This is a genomic window from Roseomonas sp. AR75 (genome assembly GCF_005222815.1).
Lineage (GTDB): Bacteria > Pseudomonadota > Alphaproteobacteria > Acetobacterales > Acetobacteraceae > Falsiroseomonas.
Genome location: NZ_STGB01000002.1, coordinates 674172 through 695851, shown reverse-complemented (window position 1 = coordinate 695851; position 21680 = coordinate 674172). Strand labels below are relative to the sequence as shown.

Genomic DNA, 21680 nt, shown 5'->3' with positions numbered 1-21680 from the left:
TGCAACCGCATGTCTTCGCCCGCCGACGCGATTCCCCCTCTTTTCGTACCGACGGTCGAGTGACAGCGTAGCGGCGCCGCCACCGTCCCGTGGGAGACCCTGCCGTGATCACCGATGCCGAACGCCGCTTCCTCGATGCCGCGACGCTCGATGCGCCCTGGGACCTCGTCGAGCAGTTCTCCCGCATGCCGCGCTGGCGGCCGGAGGACGTGAACAAGGGCGCCGACGCCATCGCCGAGCGGCTGCAGCGCCACGGCGTGCCGGTCACGATGCACGAGCCCGAGATCTACCTGTCCATCCCGCTCTCCGCCTCGGTCGAGGCGGGCGGGCAGACGCATCGCGCCAAGCCGCCCTCGATGTCCGTCTCCATCCCCGCCGGCCGGACCGCGCCGCTGGTCTATGTGCCCGCGAACCTGAAGGCGCTGCGCTCCTATTCGCGCGACGTGCAGGAGCTGTTCGGCGGCCGCATCGCCTCGGAGGAGGAGATCCGCAAGCTCGTCGCAGGGAAGATCTTCATCACGGAGGGCTTCGGCAATCCGGCGCTGACGTCACTTGTCGAGGAATGGGGCGCGGTCGGGCTGATCGCCTGCAATCCCGGCGTGGACATCCACTGGGGCACCTGCACCACCATCTGGGGCACGCCGGACCTCGACGATATCGGCCGCAAGCCGAAGATCCCTGTCATCGCCGTCAACAAGCAGACCGGCGAGGCGCTGATGGCGCTGGCGCAGCAGGGCGGCAGCGCCACGATCCGCACGGAGATGCTGGAAGGCTTCTTCCCGCAGAAGATCCCCGTGGTGGACATTCCCGGCGCGGAGAAGGAGTTCGTGCTGCTGCACGGCCACTACGATTCCTGGGATGTCGGCGTCGGCGACAATGCCACCGGCGACGCGACCATGCTGGAGATCGCGCGCGTGCTGTGGGCGCAGCGCGACAGGCTCAAGCGCGGCGTGCGCATCGCCTGGTGGCCCGGCCATTCCACCGGCCGCTATGCCGGCAGCACCTGGTTCGCCGATGCCTTCGCACTCGACCTGGACGAGAACTGCGTGCTCTCCGTGAACTGCGACAGCCCCGGCTGCCGCTGGGCCAACAGCTTCCACGCCACCACGACGATGAGCGAGACGGCGAAGCTGGTGGAAGGCGCGATCAAGGACATCGTGCCGGACGCCGTATTCAAGACCAAGCGCCCCAACCAGGCCGGCGACTACAGCTTCAACAACATCGGCATCACCAGCTTCTACATGCTGAGCTCGACCATGGCCGACGACCTGCGCAAGGAGAAGAACTACTACGACGTCTCCGGCTGCGGCGGGAACATCGCCTGGCATACCGAGAACGACCAGCTGGAGATCGCGGACAAGGACAACCTGCTGCGCGACATCCGCATCTACATGCTCTCGGTGCTGCGGGTGGCGAATGCGGACAGGCTGCCCTTCGACTGGGTGGCGACCGCCGACGAATTCGCCGCGACCGTGGAGCGCTATGCGGCAGCGGCCGGCGACCATGCGGACCTGTCCCCGGCGAAGCAGGCCACCACGGCGTTCCGCGCCGCGGTGGCGAAGCTCGGCAGTCTTCCCGCGGCGCAGGCCAATGATGTCTCGAAGCGCTTGGCGCGCATCCTCGTGCCGATCAACTTCACCCGCACGCCGCGCTTCGCCCACGATCCCGCCTTCACCGCGCCGCCGCTCCCGGGCCTCGCGGTCGCGGCGGAGTTGCCGCGCGCCACGGGCCCGATGCTCGGCTTCACGAAGACGCAGCTGATGCGCAACCAGAACCGCTACGTTGCGGCGCTGCGCGAGGCGATCCGCGCAATCGGATGAGGCGATGGCAGCGCGCTCAGGCGCGCAGGCCGTCCAGCATGCCTTTCGCCGCCGCGATGCCGGTGGCGAAGCAGGCCTGCAGCAGATAGCCGCCGGTCGGCGCTTCCCAGTCCAGCATCTCGCCGGCGGCGAAGAGGCCGGGGTGGCGGCGCAGCATGAAGCGCTCGTCCAGCTCGGGCCACGCGATCCCGCCGGCCGAGGAGATCGCGCGCCCGAGCCCCGCCATGCCGCGTGTGGTCAGCGGCAGCGCCTTTACCAGCGTGGCCAGGTCCCCGCCCGCGCCGGCATGGCGAGCCTCCTGCACCAGCGCGATGGCGACGGGCGCCAGCGTCAGCGCCTTGCGCAGCGCGGTGCTCACCGTCTCGCCGCGCCCGCGCTGCGCGAGTTTCGCGCGCACCTGGTCCGGCGCCATGTCGGGGCGCAGGTCGAGCGTCAGATGCGCCGCGCCGTCGCGCGCGATCGCCTCGCGGATCGGCGCCGAGAGTGCATAGACCGCGCCGCCTTCCAGGCCGCCCGCGGTGAGCATCGCCTCGCCGCGCACGGTCGTGCCCGCGTGGGTGATCGCGATGCGCTTCAGCGGCGTGCCGAACAGCGGCGCGAGCTTCGGCGACCATGGGATCACGATGCCGGCATTGGATGGCGCGAAGGGCGTGATTGCGACATCCGGCAGCAGCGCGGTCCAGCCGCCATCCGATCCGAGGCGCGGCCAGGAGGCGCCGCCGCAGGCGAGCAGCACGGCGTCGGCTTCGTGCGTCACCTGTTTGTCGGGTGTTGCGAAGGTGAGGGCGCGCGGCCCCCACCCCGACCCTCCCCCGTGAACGGGGGAGGGGGATGAGAGCGCCACCAGCCGATGCCGCGTGCGGATCGTCACGCCGAGCGCGCCCAGCCGCGCCAGCCAGGCGCGCAACAGCGGCGAGGCCTTCAGGCTCTTTGGGAAGACCCGCCCCGAGGACCCGACGAAGGTCTCGATACCCAGCCCCTCGCACCAGGCGATCAGCGCGGCGGGCGGGAAGGCGCGCACCGCCTCCAGCAGCAGCGGCGCGGCGGGCCGGTAGCGCGCGAGGACGGCGTCCAACGGCTCGGAATGCGTCAGGTTCAGCCCGCCCCGCCCCGCCATCAGGAATTTCCGGCCGACCGATGGCATCGAATCGAAGACGGTGACGGCGTGGCCGGCACGCCCCAGGATCTCGGCGGCGATCAGCCCCGCGGGGCCGGCGCCGATGATGGCGATGCGCGACATGGGCGGCTTTCTGCGCCCGCCGGGCCGCGATATCCAGACGGCATGGATGCGATCCTCGTCACCGGCGGCGCCGGCTTCGTCGGCCTGAACGTCACGCAGGCGCTGCTCGCCCGAGGCGCGCATGTCGTGGTCTTCGGCCAGGAAGCCGTGCTGCCCGATCCCGCGCCTGCCATCTTCGCGAAGCTTCCCGGCCGGCTGGAGGTGCTGCAGGGCGATGTGCGCGACGCGGACGCGCTGGCCGCGGTCTTCGCCGGCCGGCGCATCGGCGCGGTGCTGCCCTTCGCCGCCGTTACCGCCGGCCCGCAGCGGGAAGCGGCGGACCCGCAATTCGTGCTCGACGTGAACCTGAAGGGCATGGTCGCCACGCTGCAGGCCGCGCGCGATGCGGGCACGGTGCGCCGCGTGGTGCTGCCATCCTCCGCCGCGGTCTATGGCGAAAGCGCCTACGCCTTCGCCGAGCTGGACGAGGCCGCCACGCCGCCTGTGCCGATCAGCCTGTATGGCGTGACGAAATACGCCGTGGAGCGCGCCGGTCTCCGGCTGGCCTCGCTCTGGGGCCTGGATGCCGTGGCCGCGCGCATCGGCGCCACCTTCGGCCCGTGGGAGCGCGACACCGGACTGCGCGACACGCTGAGCCTGCACCTGGCGATCGCGCAGGCAGCGCGGCGCGGCGAGGCGGTGGTGCTGCCGCCGGCGCCGCTGCCGGCCTATGACTGGATCTATGTGCGCGACCTGGCCGAGGGCCTGCTCGCCCTGCTGGATGCGCCGGCGCCGCCGTACCGGGTGGTGAACCTGGCCTCTGGCCTCGACTGGGCGCCGCACTACGCCGCCTGCCTCGATGTGCTGGCGCGGCGCTTCCCCGGCTTCCGCTGGCGCCACGCGCAGCCCGGCGAGGCCCCGACCATCGCCTGGAACGAAAGCCGGCCGCGCGGCGTGATGCGGATTGCGCGGGCGGCCGATTTCGGCTGGCGGCCACGCCATGCGCCCGAGGCGGCCATGGCCGACTATGCGGGGTGGTTGGCAAACGGGGATGAGGGATTACGCTAGGGGCGATCCCAGCCCCTTCCCGAGGGGTCTCCGCCCCCATCCCGGCCCTCCCTCTCGAATGGGGGAGGGGGAGAGAAGAATGCCCGACACCCTCGCCTTCGATCCCTCGCGCCTGAAATTCGGCATCGGCCAGCCGGTGCCCCGCGCCGAGGATCCGACGCTGCTGACCGGCCGCGGACGCTACACCGACGACATCGCGCTGCCCGGACAGGTGTGGTGCGTGATGGTGCGCAGCCCTTATGGCCACGGCGTGATCCGTGGCATCGGCACCGAAGCCGCGAAGGCGATGCCGGGCGTGCTTGGCGTCTGGACCGGGGCGGACCTGCCGCAATTCGGCCCGATGGTCTGCGCCATGCCGCTCAAGAACGCGGATGGCTCGCCGCTGAACTCCACCAAGCGCCAGCCCCTGGCCACCGACAAGGTGCGCCATGTCGGCGATCCCGTGGCCTTCGTCGTCGCCGAGACCAAGGCGCAGGCGAAGGACGCGGCCGAGGCGGTGGAACTCGACATCGAGCCGCTCGACGCCGTCACCGAGGCGTCCGCCGCCGCCGCGCCCGGCGCGCCGCAGCTTTACGACGATCATCCGAACAACGTGGTGCTGGACTTCGTCGGCGGCGATCCGGCGAAGGTGGCGGAGGCCTTCGGCAAGGCCGCCCATGTCACGAAGCTCTCCATCCGCAACAACCGGATCGTGGTGGCGGCCATGGAGCCGCGCAGCGCCATCGGCACGGTCGAGGATGGACGCTACGTGCTGCGCGTCGGCTCCCAGGGCGTGTTCGGGCTGCGCGCGCAGCTTGCCGGGCAGATGGGCGTGGACACGAAGCAGATGCGCGTGCTCACCGGCAATGTCGGCGGCAGCTTCGGCATGAAGGCGGGCCTCTATCCCGAGTATCCCTGCCTGCTGCATGCCGCGAAGCAGCTCGGCCGCCCGGTGAAGTGGACGGATGAGCGCACCGGGTCGTTCCTGTCCGACGCACATGGCCGCGACCACGAGGTGGAGGCGGAACTCGCCCTCGATGCGGACGGGAAGTTCCTCGCGGTGCGCCTCACCAGCTACGCCAACATGGGCGCCTGGCTTAGCGCGGTGTCGCCGCTGATGGGCACGGGCAATTTCTTCAAGAACGTGCAGTCCAACTATGCGACGCCGGCGATCGAGGTGCGCACGAAATGCGTGCTGACCAACACGACCCCGATCAGCGCCTATCGCGGCGCCGGCCGCCCCGAGGGCAACTACTTCATGGAGCGGCTGATCGAGCAGGCCGCGCTGGAGATGGGCAAGGACCCCGTCGCGCTGCGTAAGCGCAACCACATCAAGCCGGACCAGTTCCCGTATTCCGCCGCCTCCGGCTCGGTCTACGATGGCGGCGCCTTCTCCGAATTGCTGGATGAGACGCTGAAGGCTTCGGACGCGGCCGGCTATCCGGCGCGGCTGGCGGCGAGCAAGGCGCAGGGGCTGCTGCGCGGGCGTGGGATCGGCAACTTCCTCGAATGCACCGCGCCGCCCACCAAGGAGCAGGGCGGCATCCGCTTCGAGATGGACGGCACCGTCACCATCATCACCGGCACGCTCGACTACGGGCAGGGCCATTGGAGCGCCTTCGCGCAGGTGCTGCACCAGTCGCTCGGCGTGCCCTTCGCGCAGGTGCGGCTGCTGCAGGGCGATTCGGACGAGCTGATCGCCGGCGGCGGCACCGGCGGGTCGAAATCCATCATGGCCTCCGGCGCCGCGATCGCCGAAGCCAGCGAGAAGGTGATCGAGAAGGGCAAGGCCGCCGCCGCCTGGGCGCTGGAAGCCGCCGTGTCCGACATCGAGTTCGAGGCGCATGCCGGGCCTGAGGCCAGCGGGCGCTTCACCATCGCCGGCACCGACCGCGCCATCGGCATCATGGAACTCGCCGCAAAGCTGCGCGCCACGCCGCAGAAGCCGGAGGGCGTGCCCGAAAACCTGGACGTGACGCATGTCTTCGACCAGGCGCCGATGGCCTATCCGAACGGGTGCCATGTCTGCGAGGTCGAGGTGGACCCCGAGACGGGCGTGGTGCGGATCGACCGCTATCTCGCGGTGAACGATTTCGGCGTGCAGGTGAACCCGCTGCTGGTGGCGGGGCAGGCGCATGGCGGCATCGCGCAGGGTGTCGGCCAGGCGCTGCTGGAGCACGTGGTGTTCAGCGAGGACGGGCAGCTCGTCTCCGGCAGCTACATGGACTACGCGCTGCCGCGCGCGGGCGACCTGCCTTCCATAACGACGGAAAGCCACTCCATTCCCTGCAAGACCAATCCGCTCGGCGCGAAGGGCTGCGGCGAGGCGGGTTGCGCGGGCTCGCTGCCGGCGGTGATGAACGCGGTGGTGGATGCGCTGAAGCCGCTCGGCGTGACGCATATCGACATGCCGGCGACGCCGGAGCGGGTGTGGGCGGCGATCCAGGGCGCGAAGGCGTAGGATCGCCCAAAAGCCCTCTCCCCTCAGGGGGGAGAGGGTTGGGTGAGGGGGGCAACCAAGCCTCGGAACGGCCCCAGCCAACCCATGCCATCCACCGTCGCCCCGCGCGGCCGATACTCCGCGGCGATCCAGTCGTCGTAGCCGGCCTTGCGCAGCGCCGCGAAGGCCGCGGCGAAGTCGATTGCGCCGCTGAACGGCTCATGCCGGCCCAGCGTATCCGCGAACTGCACATGCGCGATGCGCGCGCCGGCCCGCGCGATGGCCGCCGGTAGGTCGGGCTCGGTGCGCGCCATGTGGTACAGGTCGAACTGCAGGCCGGCATTCGGATGCGCCGCGTCGTCCAGCACGCGCAGCGCGGTGTCGAGGCTGTCCAGGAAGAAGCCCGGCACGTCGAAGGGATTCACCGGCTCCACCAGCACCCGGACGCCGAAGGGCGCGAAGGCCTCGGCGGCATGGCGCAGGTTCCCGACCAGCGTCGCATGGCAGGCGGCACGGTCTGCACCTGGCCTGGGTCGGCCCGAAAGGATGTTCACTCGCTTCGCGCCGAGCGCCGTCGCATACGGAATGCAGCGTTGCACGGCGGCCCGGAATTCCGCGCAACGGTCGGGCAGGGCGCCGAGCCCGACATCCCCGCCCGCGATGTCGCCGGCCGGGATGTTGATCAGCACGACCGGCATGCCGGCCGCCTTCGCCGATTCGGCTAGGGTGGCCGCGTCGTGGTCGTAGGGGAACTGGATCTCCACCCCCTCGAACCCCATCCCGGCCGCCGCGGCGAAGCGCGCCGGCAACGGCAGGTCGGCGAACAGAAGAGAAATGTTGGCGGCGATCCGCATCGGCGTTCCCGGGGCTGATGCGCGGCGGAATCCCGCCCCGGGGGCGATTTTGCCGCCGCGCGAAGTGATCTAGTCTCCGCCAGGATCGGGCATTCCGGGGGAGGCAGTCGAGTGGCGGGGCAGGGCAGGCCGTTGCGGTCGCGCATCACGACGGACGGGCTGGACCGCACGCCGCATCGCGCCTTCCTGCGCGCCATGGGCCTCGATGACGCGGCCATCGCGAAGCCCATGGTCGGGGTGGTCTCCATGAAGGGCGAGACCACGCCCTGCAACATGAGCCATGGCTGGCAGGCCGAGGCCGCGAGGCAGGGCATCGCGGAGGCTGGTGGCACGCCGCGCGAATTCACCACCATCTCCGCCTCCGACGGGCTCGGCATGGCGCATGAGGGGATGAAGTTTTCCCTCGTGTCGCGGGAAGTGATCGCGGATTCCATCGAAGTCGTGGTGCACAACCACGCCTATGACGGGCTGGTCGGCTTCGGCGGCTGCGACAAGACGCTGCCGGGCGTGCTGATGGCGATGGTGCGCTGCGACGTGCCCTCGGTCTTCGTCTATGGCGGCAGCGCGCTGCCGGGCACCTGGCGGGGGAAGCAGGTTTCCGTGCTGGATGCCTATGAAGGCGTCGGCGCGGTGATGGCCGGCACGATGACCCAGGAAGAACTGCGCGGGCTGGAGATGGCCTGCAAGCCGACCGTCGGCGCCTGCGCCGGGCAGTTCACGGCGAACACGATGGCAATGGTGGCGGAGGCGATCGGCATGGGCCTGCCGGGCAGCGCCACCATGCCAGCCGTGTTCAGCGAACGCGCCGCGCTCAGCCGCCGCGCCGGCGCGCTGGTGATGGCGATGATCGCCGGCGATGGACCCACGCCGCGGCAGATCGTGACGCGCAAGGCGATCGAGAATGGCTGCGCCATCGTCGCGGCGACGGGTGGGTCCACCAATGCGGCGATGCATCTCTGCGCCATCGCGAACGAGGCCGGCATCCGCTTCACCATGGATGACGCGGCGGTGGTGATGCAGCGCACGCCGCTGATCGGCAACCTGCGCCCCGGCGGAGCCTATCACGCGGCGGAACTGCACGAAGTCGGCGGCGCCGCCGTGGTGATCCGTGCGCTGATCGAAAGCGGCCATCTGCATGGCGACATCCTGACCGTGACCGGTCGCACCCTGGCCGAAACCTATGCCGACGCGCCCGCGCCGGATGGCGAGGTGATCCGCCCGGTCGCGCGCGCCATCCTGCCGACCGGCGGCGTCGTGGTGCTGAAGGGCAATCTCTGCCCGGATGGTGCGCTGCTGAAGGTGGCGGGGCTGAAGAACCCGGTCTTCGAAGGGCCCGCGCGTTGCTTCGACAGCGAGGGCGAGGCCGTGGCCTGCGTCGCGGCGCGCGCCTACAAGCCCGGCGAGGTGCTGATCGTGCGCTACGAAGGCCCGGTCGGCGGGCCGGGCATGCAGGAGATGCTGGGCCTGACCGCGCTGATCTACGGCCAGGGCATGGGCGAGCAGGTGGCGCTGCTCACCGACGGACGCTTCTCCGGCGCGACGCGCGGCATGTGCATCGGCTATGCCGCGCCGGAAGCGGCGGTGGGCGGGCCGCTCGCGCTGGTGCGCGACGGCGACGTGATCCGCATCGACGGCGTAGCAGGCAGCATCGCGCTGGCGGTGGATGCGGCTGAACTGGAAGCGCGCCGCGCCGCCTGGCAGCCGCGCGCCACGCCGCATGTCTCGGGCGCGCTGGCAAAATACGCGAAACTCGTCGGCCAGGCGAATGAGGGCGCGGTGACGCATCAGGGCGGCGGCCGCTTCCCGGACGGGCGCGGCGCGCGATGAGCGACATGCTCGGCTTCGTCGGCATGGGGCTGATGGGCCTGCCCATGGCGAAGCGCCTGCTCGGCGCCGGGCATCGCGTGACGGTGTGGAACCGCACCGCGGCGAAATGCGCGCCGGCGGTGGAGGCGGGGGCGGTGCTGGCGGCGAGCGCGGCCGACTGCGCGCGCGACGCGCCGGTGGTGTTCATGTGCCTGACGGACACGAAGGCGGTGGAGGCCGCCGTGTTCGGGGCGGGCGGCATCGCGGACGGCATCGCGCGTGACGCGGTGCTGGTGGATTTCTCCTCCATGGCGCCGGAAGCGACGCGCGCCTTCGCGTCCCGCCTGCTGGCGGAGCGCGGCGCGCATTGGCTGGATGCGCCGGTTTCCGGCGGCGTGCCCGGCGCGGAGGCGGGCACGCTGGCGGTGATGGCGGGCGGCGACGCCGCGGCCTTCGCGCGCGCGGAGCCCTTCGTGCGCGCGATGGCTCAGCGCTTCACGCTGATGGGGCCTTCCGGCGCGGGGCAGACGACGAAGCTCTGCAACCAGGTGATCGTCGGCAGCCTGATGTGCGTGCTGGCGGAAGCGACGCGGCTGGCGACGAATGCCGGCATCGAGGCCGCGCGCCTGCCGGAGGCGCTGGCCGGCGGCTGGGCGGATTCCAAGCCGATGCAGATCTGCGTGCCGCGGATGGTGGCGGGCACCTACGACCCGCCGCTCGGCCACGCCTACACCATGCTCAAGGATCTCGACACGGCGCGCGCGCTGGCGGTGCAGAAGGGCAGCCCGCTGCCCATCGCCGGCCTCGCCGCCGAGATCTTTCGGACATTGATCGCGCGCGAGGGCGCCGAAGCCGACGCGCTGCGCATCTTCGCGCTGACGGAACCACAGGCAGGGAGAGAGCAAGCATGACCACACGACGGATGCTGATGGCGGGGACGGCGGCGGTGCTCGCCACCCCCGCGCTGGTCGGCCGCGCCGCGGCGCAGACGCGCACCATCCGCGTCGGCAACTGGCTGCCGGCGCACCACCTGATCCCGCGCGGCATCATCGAGCCCTGGGCCCGCGCCATCGAGGCGGAGAGCAACGGCTCGCTGAAGTTCGAGATCATGCCGAGCGCGCTCGGCCCGCCGCCGCAGACCTTCGACCTGCTGCTCGATGGCGCCTTCGACGTGGGCTACGGCGTCTCCGGCCACAACCCTGGCCGCTTCACCATGACGCAGGTGATGGACCTGCCCTTCATGTCGCCCGACCCCTGGGCGGGCGCCGCGGCCTCCTGGCTGACCTACCAGCGCTACGGCGGTCGCTACAACGAGCATCGCGGCGCGCATGTCGCCGGCCTCTTCGTGCATTCCGTGCCGGCGCTGCACTGGCGCGGCGAGCCGGTCACGAAGCTCGAGGACATGCAGGGCCGCCGCGTGCGCGTGGGCGGCAACGTCACGGGGCGCATCATCACCGCGCTGGGCGGCACGCCGGTGCAGCTGCCGCCGACCGAGGCGCAGCAGGCGATGGCGCGCGGCGTGGCGGACGGCATCACCTTCCCGATCGAATCCATCGCCTTCTTCAACATCACGCCGGTGATCCGCTCCACCACGCTGATCCCGGGCGGGCTCTACACCGACACCTTCTGGATTGCCTTCAACGAACGCACCTGGCAGGGGCTGACGGATGCGCAGCGCGCCGCGGTGAACAAGCACTCCGGCATCGCCATCGCGCTGCAATCCGGCTGGGCCTGGACGATGGGCGACCGCGTCGGGCAGCAGGGGCTGGAGGCGCGCAACGTCGCCTTCAACACGCTGGCGGAAGCCGAGGTGAACAAGGCGAAGGAACGGCTGAAGGTGCTGGAGACCGAGTGGCTGGCGGAGGCGCAGAAGCGCAACCTGCCGGGCCAGGAGATCCTGGACTACGCCCGCACCATGGCGCGGCTCTACACCGCGGAGCGGCGGGTGAACGTGCGTTGATCTGGGCGGACCGCCTCTTCGCGCTGCTTGCGCTTCTCGCCGGCGTGCTGGCGGCGGCGATGATGGTGGTGACCACGGTGGATGTCGGCGGCCGGTACTTCTTCAACCGGCCGCTGCACGGCGCCTTCGAGGCGACCGAGGTGATGATGGGGCTGATCGTCTTCCTCGCGCTGCCGCTGGCCACGCGGCGGCGCGAGCACATCACGGTGACCCTGTTCGACCACCTGCTGCCCGAACGGGTGAAGCGCGCGGCCGGGCTGGTCTTCGGCCTGGTCTGCGCCGCCGTGTGCGGGCTGCTCGCCTGGCGGCTTGGTCTGTACGGCGAACGGTTGCTGCGTGTGGGCGAGGTGACGCTGGAACTCGGCATTCCCCGTGGCGGCGTCGCCACGGCGATGTCGTGGCTGCTGTGGGTGGCGGCGGCGGCCTTCGTGCTGGACGGTCTCGCGGCGCTGCGCGGCCGGCCCGGCGCGACGGCGGGCGGCTGATGGAAGTCTGGGAGAGCGCGGGCCTCGCCTTCGCGGCGCTGTTCGGCCTGATGATGCTGGGCCTGCCCATCGCCTTCGCGATGCTGGCGGTGGGCGGCGCGGGGCTGTGGTTGAGCGTGGGCGAGCGCGCCGCCTTCGGCATCATCGGGCAGATCCCGTTCACCGCGACGATGTCGTACGAACTCTCGGTCGTGCCGATGTTCCTGCTGATGGGCGCCTTCGTGACGCGGGCGGGCATGTCGGAGGATCTGTATCGCCTCTGCCACGGCTTCCTCGGCCATCGGCGCGGTGGGCTGGCGATGGCGACCGTCGCGGCCTGCGGCGGCTTCGCGGCGGTCTCGGGTTCCTCCATCGCCACGGCGGCGACGATGGCGAAGGTCGCGATGCCGGAGATGCGGCGCTACCGCTACAGCGACGGCCTGGCGGCCTCCTCCATCGCGGCGGGCGGGACGCTCGGCATCCTGATCCCGCCCTCCGTCATCATGGTGCTGTACGGGATCGCGACCGGCACGGATATCGGCCAGCTCTTCATCGCGGGCATCGCGCCGGGCGTTGTGGCGATCCTGTTCTACCTGCTCGCCGTCGCCTTCGTGGTGCGGCGCAATCCGGCGGCGGGACCCGCGGCCGATCCCGTCCCGCTGCGGGAGCGCTTCGCGCGGCTGCTGACCATCGGACCAGTGCTGGCGCTGTTCGTGCTGATCATCGGCGGCATCTATGCCGGCATCTTCACGCCGACCGAGGCGGCGGGCGTCGGCGCCGCGGGCGCGCTGCTCTTCGCGCTGCTGCGGCGAAGCCTGACGCCGCGGCTGTTCCTCTCCTGCCTGCTGGAGACGGTGCGCACCACGGCGAGCCTGTTCGTCGTGCTGATCGGCGCGCTGGTCTTCTCCAACTTCATGAACCTGATCGGCCTGCCGCGCGCGCTGGAGGAATTGGTCACCGGCGCGGGGCTCTCGCCACTGGCGGTGATCCTGGTGATCTTCGGCATCTACCTGGTGCTGGGCTGCTTCATGGAGAGCCTTTCCATGATCCTGCTGACCGTGCCGGTGCTGTTCCCGGTGGTGAGCGCACTCGGCTTCGATCCGGTTTGGTTCGGCATCTTCGTGGTCATGGCGACCGAGCTCAGCCTGATCACGCCGCCGCTGGGGCTGAATCTTTTTGTCATTCAGGGCGTGATCCGCGACGTGAAGCTGGGCACCATCTATCGCGGCATCGTGCCCTTCGTCGTCGCCGACATCGCCCGGGTGCTGCTGATCATCGCACTGCCGGGGCTTGTGCTGTTCCTGCCGAAGCTGATGGCGGGCTGATGCGCCGGGCGCTGGTCACCGCCGCCGCGTCCGGGATCGGCCTGGCGGTGGTGCGTGCATTGCGCGAGGCGGGATGGGCGGTGGTGCTCTCCGACCTGCCGGGCAGCGAGGGCGCGGCGCGCGCGGCGGAATGCGGCGCGGACTGGGTGCCCTGCGACCTGCGCGATCCGGTGCAGATCGCCGCGCTGGGCGACGCGGCGGGCGACGTGTTCCTGCTGGTCAACAACGGCGGCATCGCCGGCCCGACGCTGAACGTGACGGACATGCCGCCGGAGGACTGGGCGGAGGTGATGGCGGTGAACCTCACCGCGCCCTTCCTGCTCTCGCGCGCGATCCTGCCGCGCATGGCGGCGCGCGGCGAGGGCGTGATCGTCAACATGGCGTCCGTCGCCGCGCGCATCGGGCATCCCGGGCGCAGCCCCTATGTCACGTCGAAATGGGGCCTGCTCGGCTTCACGGCGACGCTGGCGCGCGAGGTCGGCGCGCAGGGCATCCGCGTGAATGCGATCCTGCCGGGATCGGTGCGCGGCGAGCGCATCGCACGCGTGCTGTCCGCCTATGCCGAGGCGAACGCGCTGGCGCCGGAGGAGGCCGAGGCGCGCTACCTATCGCGCCAGGCGACCGGCCGCTTCGTGGAGCCGGAGGAGATCGCGGGAACAGTGCTGTTCCTCGCCTCCGACGCCGCGCGGTCCATCACCGGCCAGTTCATCGGCGTGGATGGCGGCTTCCAGTAGCCCTACTTCTCCGCGGCAGTTTCGCCCTGCGGCACCCAGCCCTTGCCCTCGCGCATCTCCTGCATGGCGCGACAAAAGCCTTCGAAGGCGGGCATGCCGGCGGGCAGGCCGGCGAGGAATGCGGCCTCCACCACCTCCTCGAAACTCGCGCCATACTGCATCGCGCGCTTCGAGGCCCATTCGATGCCCTCGCGGTCGCCCTTCACGGCTGTGGTGATGCCGACCATCACCAGGAAGCGCGTCTTGAGGTCCAGCGCGCGGCCTTCCGCGGGGCCGAAGATGACGTGGCTGGCGAGATCGCCATAGCGGCGCAGGAATTCCGGATTGCACTCCGCCAGCATCTCGTGCAGCGGCAGGGTGTAGCCGCGGACCGCGCGGATCTTGGCGAGTTCCGCCTCGCCTTCGGGTGTCATCGGCATGGCGCGGTACGCTCCTTCAGGTGGGAATGCGGTTGCCGCCATCGGCCATGCGAAGGCACGCGGCGCGGTGGGTTGCCTCCGCGCCCGGCACGGCTTGGAGCGGCGGCGCTGCCTCGCGGCAGCGCGGCAGCGCCACCGGGCAGCGGCTGGAAAAGAAGCAACCGGCTGGCAGGTTGATCGGGCTCGGGATCTCGCCGGTCAGCACGTGGCGGGCGAGGTGCGCCGTGGGATCGGCAGGCAGATGCGCGCTCATCAGCGCCTGGGTGTAGGGATGCGCGGGGCGCTCGAAGATCTCCGCCGCCGGCGCTTCCTCCACCACGCGGCCGAGGTACATCACCATCACGCGGTCCGCCATCAGCCGCAGCGTGCCGAGGTCGTGCGTGATGAACAGCATCGCGGCACCCGTCTCCTCCTTCAGCTCCGCCAGCAGGTCCAGGATTCCGGCGCGCACGGAGAGATCGAGCGAGGAGGTCGGCTCGTCCAGCACGATCAGCTTCGGCCGCGTCGCGATGGCGCGCGCGATGCAGACGCGCTGCTGCTGGCCGCCCGACAGCTCGCCCGGATAGCGGTCGAGCATCGCGGATGGCAGGCGCACCCGCCGGCCCAGCCGTTCGGCTTCCTCGCGGCGCTCGGCCGCGGAGAGCGGCGTATGGAGCAGCAGCAGCTCCTCGATCAGGTTGCGCGCGGTCATGCGCGGGTTGAGCGCGCTCCAGGGGTCCTGGAAGACCATCTGCATGCCGGCGCGCAGCTTGCGACACCGCGCCTCGGACCAGCCGGTGATGTCGTGGCCGTCGAACACCACGCGGCCCGCGCTCGGCGCAATGAGGCGCAGCACGCATCGGCCGAGGGTGGACTTGCCGGAACCGCTCTCGCCCACCAGGCCGAGCGTCTCGCCGGCAGCGAGGGAGAAGGAGACATCGTTCACGGCGGTCAGCACGCCGCCGGGCACGGGAAAGCGCTTGGAGAGGTTGCGCACCTCCAGCACCAACGCGGTCATGCCGCGATCGTCCCGGCGAAGTGGCAGCGCGCGGCATGGCCGCCCTGCAGCGCGACATCGGGCGGCGGCGTCGCGCAGCGTGCTTCGGCGCGTGGGCAGCGATCCCGATAGAGGCAGCCTTCCGGCAATGCGTAGAGATTGGGCGGTGCGCCGGCGGGGCGCCGCGCCCGCAACTGCAGCCGCTCCGGCGTCGCGGCGATCAGTGCCTGGGTGTAGGGATGCGCAGGCGCGGCAAACAGCGCGCCGACCGCGCCCTGCTCCACCACCTGGCCGGCGAACATCACCGCCGCCTCGTCGCAGTAATGCGCGACCACGCCGAGGTCGTGGGTGATGATCACGGCGCCGATGCCGCGCGCGCGCGCGAGTTCCCGCAGCAAGTCCAGGATCTGCGCCTGCACGGTCACATCGAGGCCGGTGGTCGGCTCGTCCGCGACCAGCAGCGTGGGCTCGTTCACCAGCGCCATGGCGATCAGCACGCGCTGCGCCATGCCTCCCGAGAGTTCGTGCGGCCAGGCGCGCAGGCGGCGCCCGGGATCCGGGATGCCCACCGCAGCCAGCATCTCCGCCGCGCGCGACTGCGCCGCGCTTTCGGACAGGCCGGGACGGTGCGCGCGCTGCACGCGGGCAAGCTGCGCGCCGATGCGCGCGAGCGGATCGAGCGAGGTCTTGGGAGACTGCACGACCAAGCCGATGCGCGCGCCGCGCAGCGCGTTCAGCTCCGCCTGTGGCAAGGCGAGCAGGTCGCGGCCCTCGAAGAGCGCCTGGCCGGCGACGACGCGCGCGGGCGGCTTCAGCAGGCCAAGGACGGAGAGCGCGGTGAGCGACTTGCCCGCGCCGGTCTCGCCGACGAGGCCGAGGATGCGGCCCGGCGCGAGGCTGAAGGAGACGCCGTTCAGCGCGCGCGCGACGCGCACGCGATTGTCCAGGTCCCGCGCGATGAAGTGGGTGTGGAGGTCACGCACCTCCAGCAGCGGTGTCACCGTGCGGCTGCCTTCCGGCGCGGATCCAGCAGGTCGGAGAGCCCGTCGCCCAGCATGTTGAGGCCGAGCACCATGACGATCAGCGCCGTGCCGGGGAACACCGCGACCCACCACTCGCCGGTCACCATGTATTCGGCGCCCTGGCGGATCATCGCGCCCCATTCCGGCGTGGGCGGCTGGATGCCGACGCCGAGGAAGGCGAGGGTGGCGCTGATCCGCACCGCCCAGGCGGCGCGCACCGCCGTCTGCGCCATCGCGCCGCGCAGGGCGTTCGGCAGGATGTGCCGGAACAGGATCCGGTGCGTCGGGTTGCCGGCCGCCACGGCCGATTCCACGAAGGTGCCGCCGCGCAGCGCCAGCACTTCCGCGCGCACCAGTCGCGCATAGACCGGGCTGTCCAGCAGCCCCAGCACCAGCACGACGTTCAGCAGCGATGGCCCCGCCGCGGCGACGACCGCCAGCGCCAGGATGATGGAGGGAAAGACGCGCAGCGCATCGAAGCCGCGCATCACGATCTCATCCGCCCAGCCACCGCGCCAGCCGGTCCAGAGGCCCACGGGCACCCCGACCAGCAGCCCCACGATGACTACCGGGATCGCGATGCCGAAGGCGTAGAGCGAGCCGTGGATCACGCGGCTCAGCACGTCCATGCCGTTGCCGTCCGTGCCGAACCACGCGCCGGCCTGCGGTGGCTGCAGCACGCGCGCGGAATTGGCGGCGACCGGGTCCTGCGGCGAGATCCACGGCGCGAAGACCGCCATGATGGCGAAGGCCAGGATGATCGCCGCGCCGATCGCGAGCGTGGGGGAGCGGCGCGCGATGCCGGCGAGCCGCGCGGCGATGCGCGCGGGCAGCGACGGTGCTGCGGGCGGGGCAAGCGCAACGTCGCTCATGCGCGCGCCGCCGCCCGCGGCTCCAGCAGCATCACGGCGAGGTCCACCACCAGGAAGACCAGCACCGAGAAGAGGGCGAGCATCAGCACATAGCCCTGCACCACCGCGAAATCGCCCTGGATGATCGCGGTCAGCCCGAACTGCCCGACGCCGCCCCAGGCGAAGACGTATTCGATCAGCGCCGTGGTGCCGATCAGCCCGGCGAGCTCGGTGCCGACGAAGGTGACCACCGGCACCATGCTGTTGCGCAGCACCATCCGCCGCATGTCCTGCGCCGGAAGGCCCTGCGCGCGCGCATAGCGGACATAGTCGCTGGACAGCACCTCGAGCGCGATGGCGCGGGTCTGCTTGATGATCGGCGCGGCGGAGATGATGGCGATGCAGGCCACCGGCAGGACGAGTTGCGCCGCGGCGGAGCGCGCGGCCTCCATCCTGCCCTGCAGCAGCGCATCCCACATGTAGCTGCCGGTGATGCGCTCCGGCGGGTCCACCATCAGGCTGATGCGGCCCATGCCGGGTGGCGCCCAGTCCAGCAGGTAGAAGAATACGAACAGCGCCATCAGCGCGAGCCAGTAGGTCGGCGTGGAGAAGCCGAGCAGCGAGAGGAAGCGGCTCACCTGGTCGAAGGCGCCGTCGGGCCTCTGTGCGGCCTTGAGCCCGACAGGGATGCCGACGAGCGCGCCGATGCCGACTCCGTAGAGCAGAAGCTCCAGCGTTGCCGGCATGCGGTCCAGCAGCTCGGTCAGCACCGGGCGGTTGCTGATCCAGGATCGGCCAAGGTCGCCCTGCAGCACATTGCCGAGCCAGACGGCGAACTGCGCCCAGAGCGGCTGGTCCAGCGCGAGCGTGGTGCGGACCATCTCGATCTCGGCGGCGGTGGCGGTGGGGCCGGCGAGCATCGCCACCGGGTCCTGCCCGCCCAGCCGCACCAGCATGAAGCAGAGGAAGGAGACGACGACCAGCAGCGGCGCGAGCAGCAGCGCGCGGCGCGCGAGGAAGCGCCCGATCGCCGCCGCGCCCATCGGATCAGCCGACCTTCAGGTCCACCCAGCGCTCATGCTCGTCCGGGTGCGGGACCCAGCCGGAGATGTTGGGCGCCATCGCCTCGAAGGTCTGCGGATAGACGGTGAGGATCCAGGGCGCGTCCTCCATCCAGATCTTCTGCGCGTCCTTCACCGCCTGGGTCTGCACCGCGCGATCCGGGCTCGTGGCGGCGCGCTGCACCAGCGCGTCGAAGGCCGGATTGGAATACTTCGCGCGGTTCGACACGCCGGTGGAGCTTGCCATCAGCGCGAGGGCATAGACCGGATCGAGCACGATCGGCCCGTCCTCGAAGGTGAAGAGCGCCATGTCCTGCCGCGCCGGGGCGCCGCGGGCGCGCAGGTCGGACCCGGTGATGCGCTGCGGCTTGCAGGTGATGCCGACGGCCTTGAGCTGATCGGCGATCTGCACCGCCATCGGCTCCTCCCACCACCAGATGTTGGAGAAGAGCAGCTCCACCTCGAAGCCGTTGGGGTGCCCGGCTTCGGCGAGCAGGGCGCGGGCGCGCTCCGGGTTGTGGTCATAGGCGAAGAAGGAGGGATCGTAGTCGCGCACGATGGGCGGCACGATGCTTCGCGCGACCTCACCGGTGCCGAGCATCACGCCCTGCTTGATCGCCTCCTTGTTGACCGCGAAGTTCATCGCGCGGCGCACGCGAACGTCGTCGAAGGGCTTCATCGCGCAGTTCATGCGCACGCTGGCCATGGCGCGGCCGGCCTGGTCCTGCACCTTCACGCGGCGGTCGCGCTGCATGTCCAGCACCTGCTGCACGGTCGGGCGGTCGATCCACTGCACCTGGCCGCTGCGCAGCAGCGTGGTGCGCGACGCGCCGGAGGGCACGGCGCGGTAGATCACGCGCTCGAAATGCGGCTTGTCGCGGAAGTAGTTCGGGTTGGCGACGAACTCCGCCTGCTCGCCCGGACGGACGCTGCGCAGGTGATAGGCGCCGAAGCCCGCGGTGTTGGATTCCATCCAGCGCAGGCCCCAGGGGTCCTCGGCCGTCGCGTGCTTCTTCACCTCCGTGCTGTCGTAGATGCCGGGCACGTAGAGGGTCAGCGCCGCCAGGAAGATGGAGGAAGGCGCCCTGAGGGTGAACTCCACTTCCCGCCGCGACAGCGCCTTGACCGCCGCCACGTTGGAGACGTTCGCGATGAAGGCGCCGGTGCGGCGCTGCGCGAAGCTCTTGGCCCAGGACCATTCGACATCGGCGGCGGTGAGCTCGTTGCCATGCGGGCTCTTCACGCCTTCGCGCAGCGTGAAGACGTAGCGCAGGCCGTCATCGGACACGGTCCATTTCTCGGCCAGGTGGCCCTCGATCTCGGACGGGTCGAGATAGGTGCGGTCGCCGCGCTGCACGCGGCCGTAGCGCGTCAGGCCTTCGTAGACCTGCACCACGACTTCCTGCGTGCCGGGGCGCAGCGCGTCGCCATCGAAGCCCTCCGGCGTGCCGGGGGCGGCGATCAGCAGCGTGCGGCCAGCACCCTGGGCCAGCGCGCCTTCGCTGGTCAGCTCCAGATAGGCCGGCAGGGCGAAGGCCCCGGCGCCGGCGAGCAAGACGTCCCTGCGCTTCATCGTTCCCGTCTCCCGCTTGCGGCCCGCGCTGCGCGCGATTGTCCGGACATCTACGGTTGCCTTCATGCGCCGCCGCGTCAAGACTGCGGCCGGAGGTGACGGATGCCGGACGGGCTGGCTGCGGGGATGGAACGATATCCGGCGGTGTTCCGTCCGCTCCGCGTCGGCGGCGTCGCGCTGCGCAACCGCATCCTGGTTCCTGCGCACACGACGAACTACGGCGAGGACAACTTGCCCTCCGACCGCCACCTTGCCTATCACCGCGAACGGGCCGCGGGCGGGGCGGCGCTGATCATCTTCGAAGGCATCAGGGTGCACCGTTCCTCGCTCGGCCGGCGGCAGGGCGTGAACGGATACGACCGCGCGGCGATCCCTCGCTTCGCGCGCATCGCGCAAGCGGTGCAGGCCGAGGGCGCGAAACTGTTCGGCCAGGTGATCCATCTCGGCCGCCACATCGACGGCAATTTCGCGCGCATGCCCTCCTGGTCGGCCTCCGCCGTGCCCTGGTCGCCCACAGCGCCGCCGCCGCATCCGATGACGGAGGCGGAGATCGAGCAGGTGATCGCCGCGCATGGCGAGGTCGCGGCGAACCTGGTCGAGGCCGGGCTTGACGGCATCGAGCTGACGATGGCGCATGGTCATCTGCTGCAGCAATTCCTCTCCCCGGCGGTGAACCGGCGCAGCGATGCCTGGGGCGGTTCGGAAGAGAACCGCATGCGCCTGGCGCTGGAATGCCTGCGCCGCGTGCGGGGCGCGGTGGGTGGCCGCGCGGCGGTGGGGCTTCGCGTCTCGGCGGACGAATTCCTCGAAGGCGGGCTGACGCTGCCGGACATGCAGCGCATCGTCGCGCGGCTCTGCGCCGAGGTGGCGGTGGACTTCGTGAATGTCAGCCACAGCGCCTATCACGGCAGCTACACGATCTCGACGCAGATGGCCGATATGGGCTTCGCGGCGGATGCCTTCCATCACCTGCCGCGCGGCATCGCGGCCGCGCTGCGCGATGCGGGACGGGACGTGCCGGTCTTCGCCGTCTGCCGCTTCCGCAGCGTGGCGGAGGCGGAGGCGATGCTGGCGGATGGTGCGATCGCGATGGTCGGCATGGCGCGCGCGCACATCGCGGAACCCGCGCTGGTGCGGCGCGCGGCGGAGGGGCGCGAGGAGGAGGGGCGCCCGTGCCTCTCCTGCAACCAGGGTTGCGCCGGCTTCCTGGCGCAGTCGCTGGCGATCACCTGCCTGGCGAATCCCCGCGCGGGTCGCGAGGCGGAGTGGCCGGAGCCGCCGCAGCCCGCGGCGCAGCGGAAGCGCATACTGGTGCTGGGCGGCGGCCCTGCCGGGATGGAAGCGGCAATCCAGGCGGCACGTCGCGGGCATGAGGTGGAGCTGTGGGAGGCGCGAGAGGAACTCGGCGGGGCGCTGGCCTGGACCGAGCGCCGCCCCGCGCTGCGCGGGGAGATGGCGAAGCTGCTGGACTGGCAGCGCGGCGCGCTCGCGCGAGCGGGCGTGCGCCTGCGCCTCGGTCGGCATGCGGATACGGCGGCGGTGCGGGCGGCCGGGCCTGATGCGGTGGTGCTCGCCCTTGGCGCGGAGCCAGCCGCCGCCGCCTTCCCTGGCGGCGGCCGCGGGATGACGATGGAGCAGGCGCTGGCCGCGCCGGATGCCCTGCCCGATCGCGTCGCGGTGCAGGACGTCCTTGGCAGCTTCGCCGTCGCGGGCTTCGTAGAATGGCTTGCCGGCACGGGGCGGCGCGTGACGGTGATCGCGCCGACAGGCACGCCGGGCTGGCAGGTGAATATCTATTCGTCCTTCGCCTGGCGCCAGCGCCTTCGCGCGGCGGGCGCGCGGATCCTGGCGCTGCAGGCGGTGCAGGCCTGGGAAGGACCAGGGCACGCCACGCTGACGGACCTTTCGACCGGCGAGGTCCGCGCCTGCGACGATTTCGACGCCATCGTCGCGCCCGCGCATGGCCTGCCACGTGACTCGCTGGCCGCGGAGCTGCGCGCCGCGATGCCGGAATTGTCGTTGCACCTGGCAGGGGATTGCGCCGCGCCGCGTTCGGCGCTGGAAGCGATCTTCGAGGGCCATGAGATCGGACGGTCGCTCTAGGCCGCC

At 71.1% G+C, this 21680-nt stretch carries 18 protein-coding genes; 10 read left to right on the top strand and 8 right to left on the bottom strand.

Features of this window, described 5'->3' with window-relative positions:
- Positions 1–104: 104 nt before the first annotated feature.
- Complete coding sequence (locus E4T13_RS11245) at positions 105–1820, top strand: M28 family metallopeptidase (protein WP_206030143.1); 1716 nt, start codon at positions 105–107, stop codon at positions 1818–1820.
- A gap of 16 nt (positions 1821–1836) precedes the next feature.
- On the opposite strand, the gene E4T13_RS11240 is transcribed toward E4T13_RS11245, so the two are convergent.
- A complete protein-coding gene (locus E4T13_RS11240; protein ID WP_137178347.1) occupies positions 1837–3060 on the bottom strand; it encodes a TIGR03862 family flavoprotein in 1224 nt (407 codons plus the stop codon).
- Between the two features lie 42 nt (positions 3061–3102).
- Between E4T13_RS11240 and E4T13_RS11235 the strand changes: the two genes are divergently transcribed.
- Together E4T13_RS11235 and E4T13_RS11230 are read left to right on the top strand one after the other, a co-directional pair.
- Complete coding sequence (locus E4T13_RS11235; RefSeq protein ID WP_137178346.1) at positions 3103–4107, top strand: NAD(P)-dependent oxidoreductase; 1005 nt, start codon at positions 3103–3105, stop codon at positions 4105–4107.
- 79 nt (positions 4108–4186) lie between these two features.
- Entirely contained in the window at positions 4187–6547 is a 2361-nt protein-coding gene (locus E4T13_RS11230; RefSeq protein WP_137178345.1) for a xanthine dehydrogenase family protein molybdopterin-binding subunit, read from the top strand.
- 23 nt (positions 6548–6570) lie between these two features.
- Here the strand turns inward: E4T13_RS11230 and E4T13_RS11225 are convergent, their stop codons facing one another.
- A complete protein-coding gene (locus tag E4T13_RS11225; protein ID WP_137178344.1) occupies positions 6571–7380 on the bottom strand; it encodes a hydroxypyruvate isomerase family protein in 810 nt (269 codons plus the stop codon).
- A 132-nt stretch (positions 7381–7512) separates the two neighbouring features.
- Between E4T13_RS11225 and ilvD the strand changes: the two genes are divergently transcribed.
- Genes ilvD through E4T13_RS11195 form a run of 6 tightly spaced genes read left to right on the top strand, consistent with a single transcriptional unit; the run spans position 7513 to position 13669 of the window.
- The gene (gene ilvD, locus E4T13_RS11220) at positions 7513–9207 is read left to right on the top strand and encodes a dihydroxy-acid dehydratase (protein ID WP_137178343.1); all 1695 of its coding nucleotides are present in this window, start codon (positions 7513–7515) and stop codon (positions 9205–9207) included.
- Positions 9204–10097, top strand: coding sequence for an NAD(P)-dependent oxidoreductase (locus tag E4T13_RS11215; protein WP_137178342.1), 894 nt, complete (start codon positions 9204–9206; stop codon positions 10095–10097). Before ilvD ends, E4T13_RS11215 begins: the two co-directional genes overlap by 4 nt.
- Entirely contained in the window at positions 10094–11146 is a 1053-nt protein-coding gene (locus E4T13_RS11210; RefSeq protein WP_137178341.1) for a TRAP transporter substrate-binding protein, read from the top strand. Before E4T13_RS11215 ends, E4T13_RS11210 begins: the two co-directional genes overlap by 4 nt.
- Positions 11143–11631 carry a TRAP transporter small permease gene (locus tag E4T13_RS11205; protein WP_137178340.1) on the top strand — a complete coding sequence of 163 codons (489 nt, stop codon included), beginning with the start codon at positions 11143–11145 and terminating at the stop codon, positions 11629–11631. Before E4T13_RS11210 ends, E4T13_RS11205 begins: the two co-directional genes overlap by 4 nt.
- Positions 11631–12935, top strand: coding sequence for a TRAP transporter large permease (locus E4T13_RS11200; protein ID WP_137178339.1), 1305 nt, complete (start codon positions 11631–11633; stop codon positions 12933–12935). The genes E4T13_RS11205 and E4T13_RS11200 overlap by 1 nt, the downstream gene beginning before the upstream one ends.
- On the top strand, positions 12935–13669 hold the full coding sequence (locus E4T13_RS11195; RefSeq protein ID WP_137178338.1) for an SDR family NAD(P)-dependent oxidoreductase: 735 nt from the start codon (positions 12935–12937) through the stop codon (positions 13667–13669). The genes E4T13_RS11200 and E4T13_RS11195 overlap by 1 nt, the downstream gene beginning before the upstream one ends.
- Before the next feature lie 2 nt (positions 13670–13671).
- Here E4T13_RS11195 and E4T13_RS11190 read toward each other — a convergent pair whose 3' ends face one another.
- Genes E4T13_RS11190 through E4T13_RS11165 form a run of 6 tightly spaced genes read right to left on the bottom strand, consistent with a single transcriptional unit; the run spans position 13672 to position 19571 of the window.
- Positions 13672–14088: a carboxymuconolactone decarboxylase family protein gene (locus tag E4T13_RS11190; protein ID WP_170984940.1), complete on the bottom strand. Its 417-nt coding sequence runs from the start codon at positions 14086–14088 to the stop codon at positions 13672–13674.
- A gap of 16 nt (positions 14089–14104) precedes the next feature.
- Entirely contained in the window at positions 14105–15085 is a 981-nt protein-coding gene (locus E4T13_RS11185) for an ABC transporter ATP-binding protein (protein WP_137178336.1), read from the bottom strand.
- On the bottom strand, positions 15082–16065 hold the full coding sequence (locus E4T13_RS11180) for an ABC transporter ATP-binding protein (RefSeq protein ID WP_137178335.1): 984 nt from the start codon (positions 16063–16065) through the stop codon (positions 15082–15084). Before E4T13_RS11180 ends, E4T13_RS11185 begins: the two co-directional genes overlap by 4 nt.
- Positions 16062–16958: an ABC transporter permease gene (locus E4T13_RS11175; protein WP_137178334.1), complete on the bottom strand. Its 897-nt coding sequence runs from the start codon at positions 16956–16958 to the stop codon at positions 16062–16064. Before E4T13_RS11175 ends, E4T13_RS11180 begins: the two co-directional genes overlap by 4 nt.
- Positions 16955–17980 (bottom strand): ABC transporter permease, encoded by a 1026-nt coding sequence (locus E4T13_RS11170; protein ID WP_137178333.1) that lies wholly within the window; start codon positions 17978–17980, stop codon positions 16955–16957. Before E4T13_RS11170 ends, E4T13_RS11175 begins: the two co-directional genes overlap by 4 nt.
- Positions 17981–17984: 4 nt before the next feature.
- The gene (locus tag E4T13_RS11165) at positions 17985–19571 is read right to left on the bottom strand and encodes an ABC transporter substrate-binding protein (RefSeq protein ID WP_170984939.1); all 1587 of its coding nucleotides are present in this window, start codon (positions 19569–19571) and stop codon (positions 17985–17987) included.
- Between the two features lie 102 nt (positions 19572–19673).
- On the opposite strand from E4T13_RS11165, the gene E4T13_RS11160 reads away from it, so the two are divergent.
- Positions 19674–21674, top strand: a complete 2001-nt coding sequence (locus E4T13_RS11160) for an FAD-dependent oxidoreductase (RefSeq protein ID WP_206030141.1) — start codon at positions 19674–19676, stop codon at positions 21672–21674.
- Positions 21675–21680: the final 6 nt, after the last annotated feature.

Excerpts from the sequence above, each read along its gene's own strand:
- E4T13_RS11185 (WP_137178336.1), bottom strand. The coding sequence starts at position 15,085 with ATGACCGCGTTGGTGCTGGAGGTGCGCAACCTCTCCAAGCGCTTTCCC.
- E4T13_RS11200 (WP_137178339.1), top strand. The coding sequence starts at position 11,631 with ATGGAAGTCTGGGAGAGCGCGGGCCTCGCCTTCGCGGCGCTGTTCGGC.
- E4T13_RS11170 (WP_137178333.1), bottom strand. The coding sequence starts at position 17,980 with ATGGGCGCGGCGGCGATCGGGCGCTTCCTCGCGCGCCGCGCGCTGCTG.
- E4T13_RS11190 (WP_170984940.1), bottom strand. The coding sequence starts at position 14,088 with ATGCCGATGACACCCGAAGGCGAGGCGGAACTCGCCAAGATCCGCGCG.
- E4T13_RS11230 (WP_137178345.1), top strand. The coding sequence starts at position 4,187 with ATGCCCGACACCCTCGCCTTCGATCCCTCGCGCCTGAAATTCGGCATC.
- E4T13_RS11160 (WP_206030141.1), top strand. The coding sequence starts at position 19,674 with ATGCCGGACGGGCTGGCTGCGGGGATGGAACGATATCCGGCGGTGTTC.
- E4T13_RS11225 (WP_137178344.1), bottom strand. The coding sequence starts at position 7,380 with ATGCGGATCGCCGCCAACATTTCTCTTCTGTTCGCCGACCTGCCGTTG.
- E4T13_RS11175 (WP_137178334.1), bottom strand. The coding sequence starts at position 16,958 with ATGAGCGACGTTGCGCTTGCCCCGCCCGCAGCACCGTCGCTGCCCGCG.
- E4T13_RS11165 (WP_170984939.1), bottom strand. The coding sequence starts at position 19,571 with ATGAAGCGCAGGGACGTCTTGCTCGCCGGCGCCGGGGCCTTCGCCCTG.
- E4T13_RS11240 (WP_137178347.1), bottom strand. The coding sequence starts at position 3,060 with ATGTCGCGCATCGCCATCATCGGCGCCGGCCCCGCGGGGCTGATCGCC.
- E4T13_RS11195 (WP_137178338.1), top strand. The coding sequence starts at position 12,935 with ATGCGCCGGGCGCTGGTCACCGCCGCCGCGTCCGGGATCGGCCTGGCG.
- E4T13_RS11210 (WP_137178341.1), top strand. The coding sequence starts at position 10,094 with ATGACCACACGACGGATGCTGATGGCGGGGACGGCGGCGGTGCTCGCC.
- E4T13_RS11215 (WP_137178342.1), top strand. The coding sequence starts at position 9,204 with ATGAGCGACATGCTCGGCTTCGTCGGCATGGGGCTGATGGGCCTGCCC.
- E4T13_RS11235 (WP_137178346.1), top strand. The coding sequence starts at position 3,103 with ATGGATGCGATCCTCGTCACCGGCGGCGCCGGCTTCGTCGGCCTGAAC.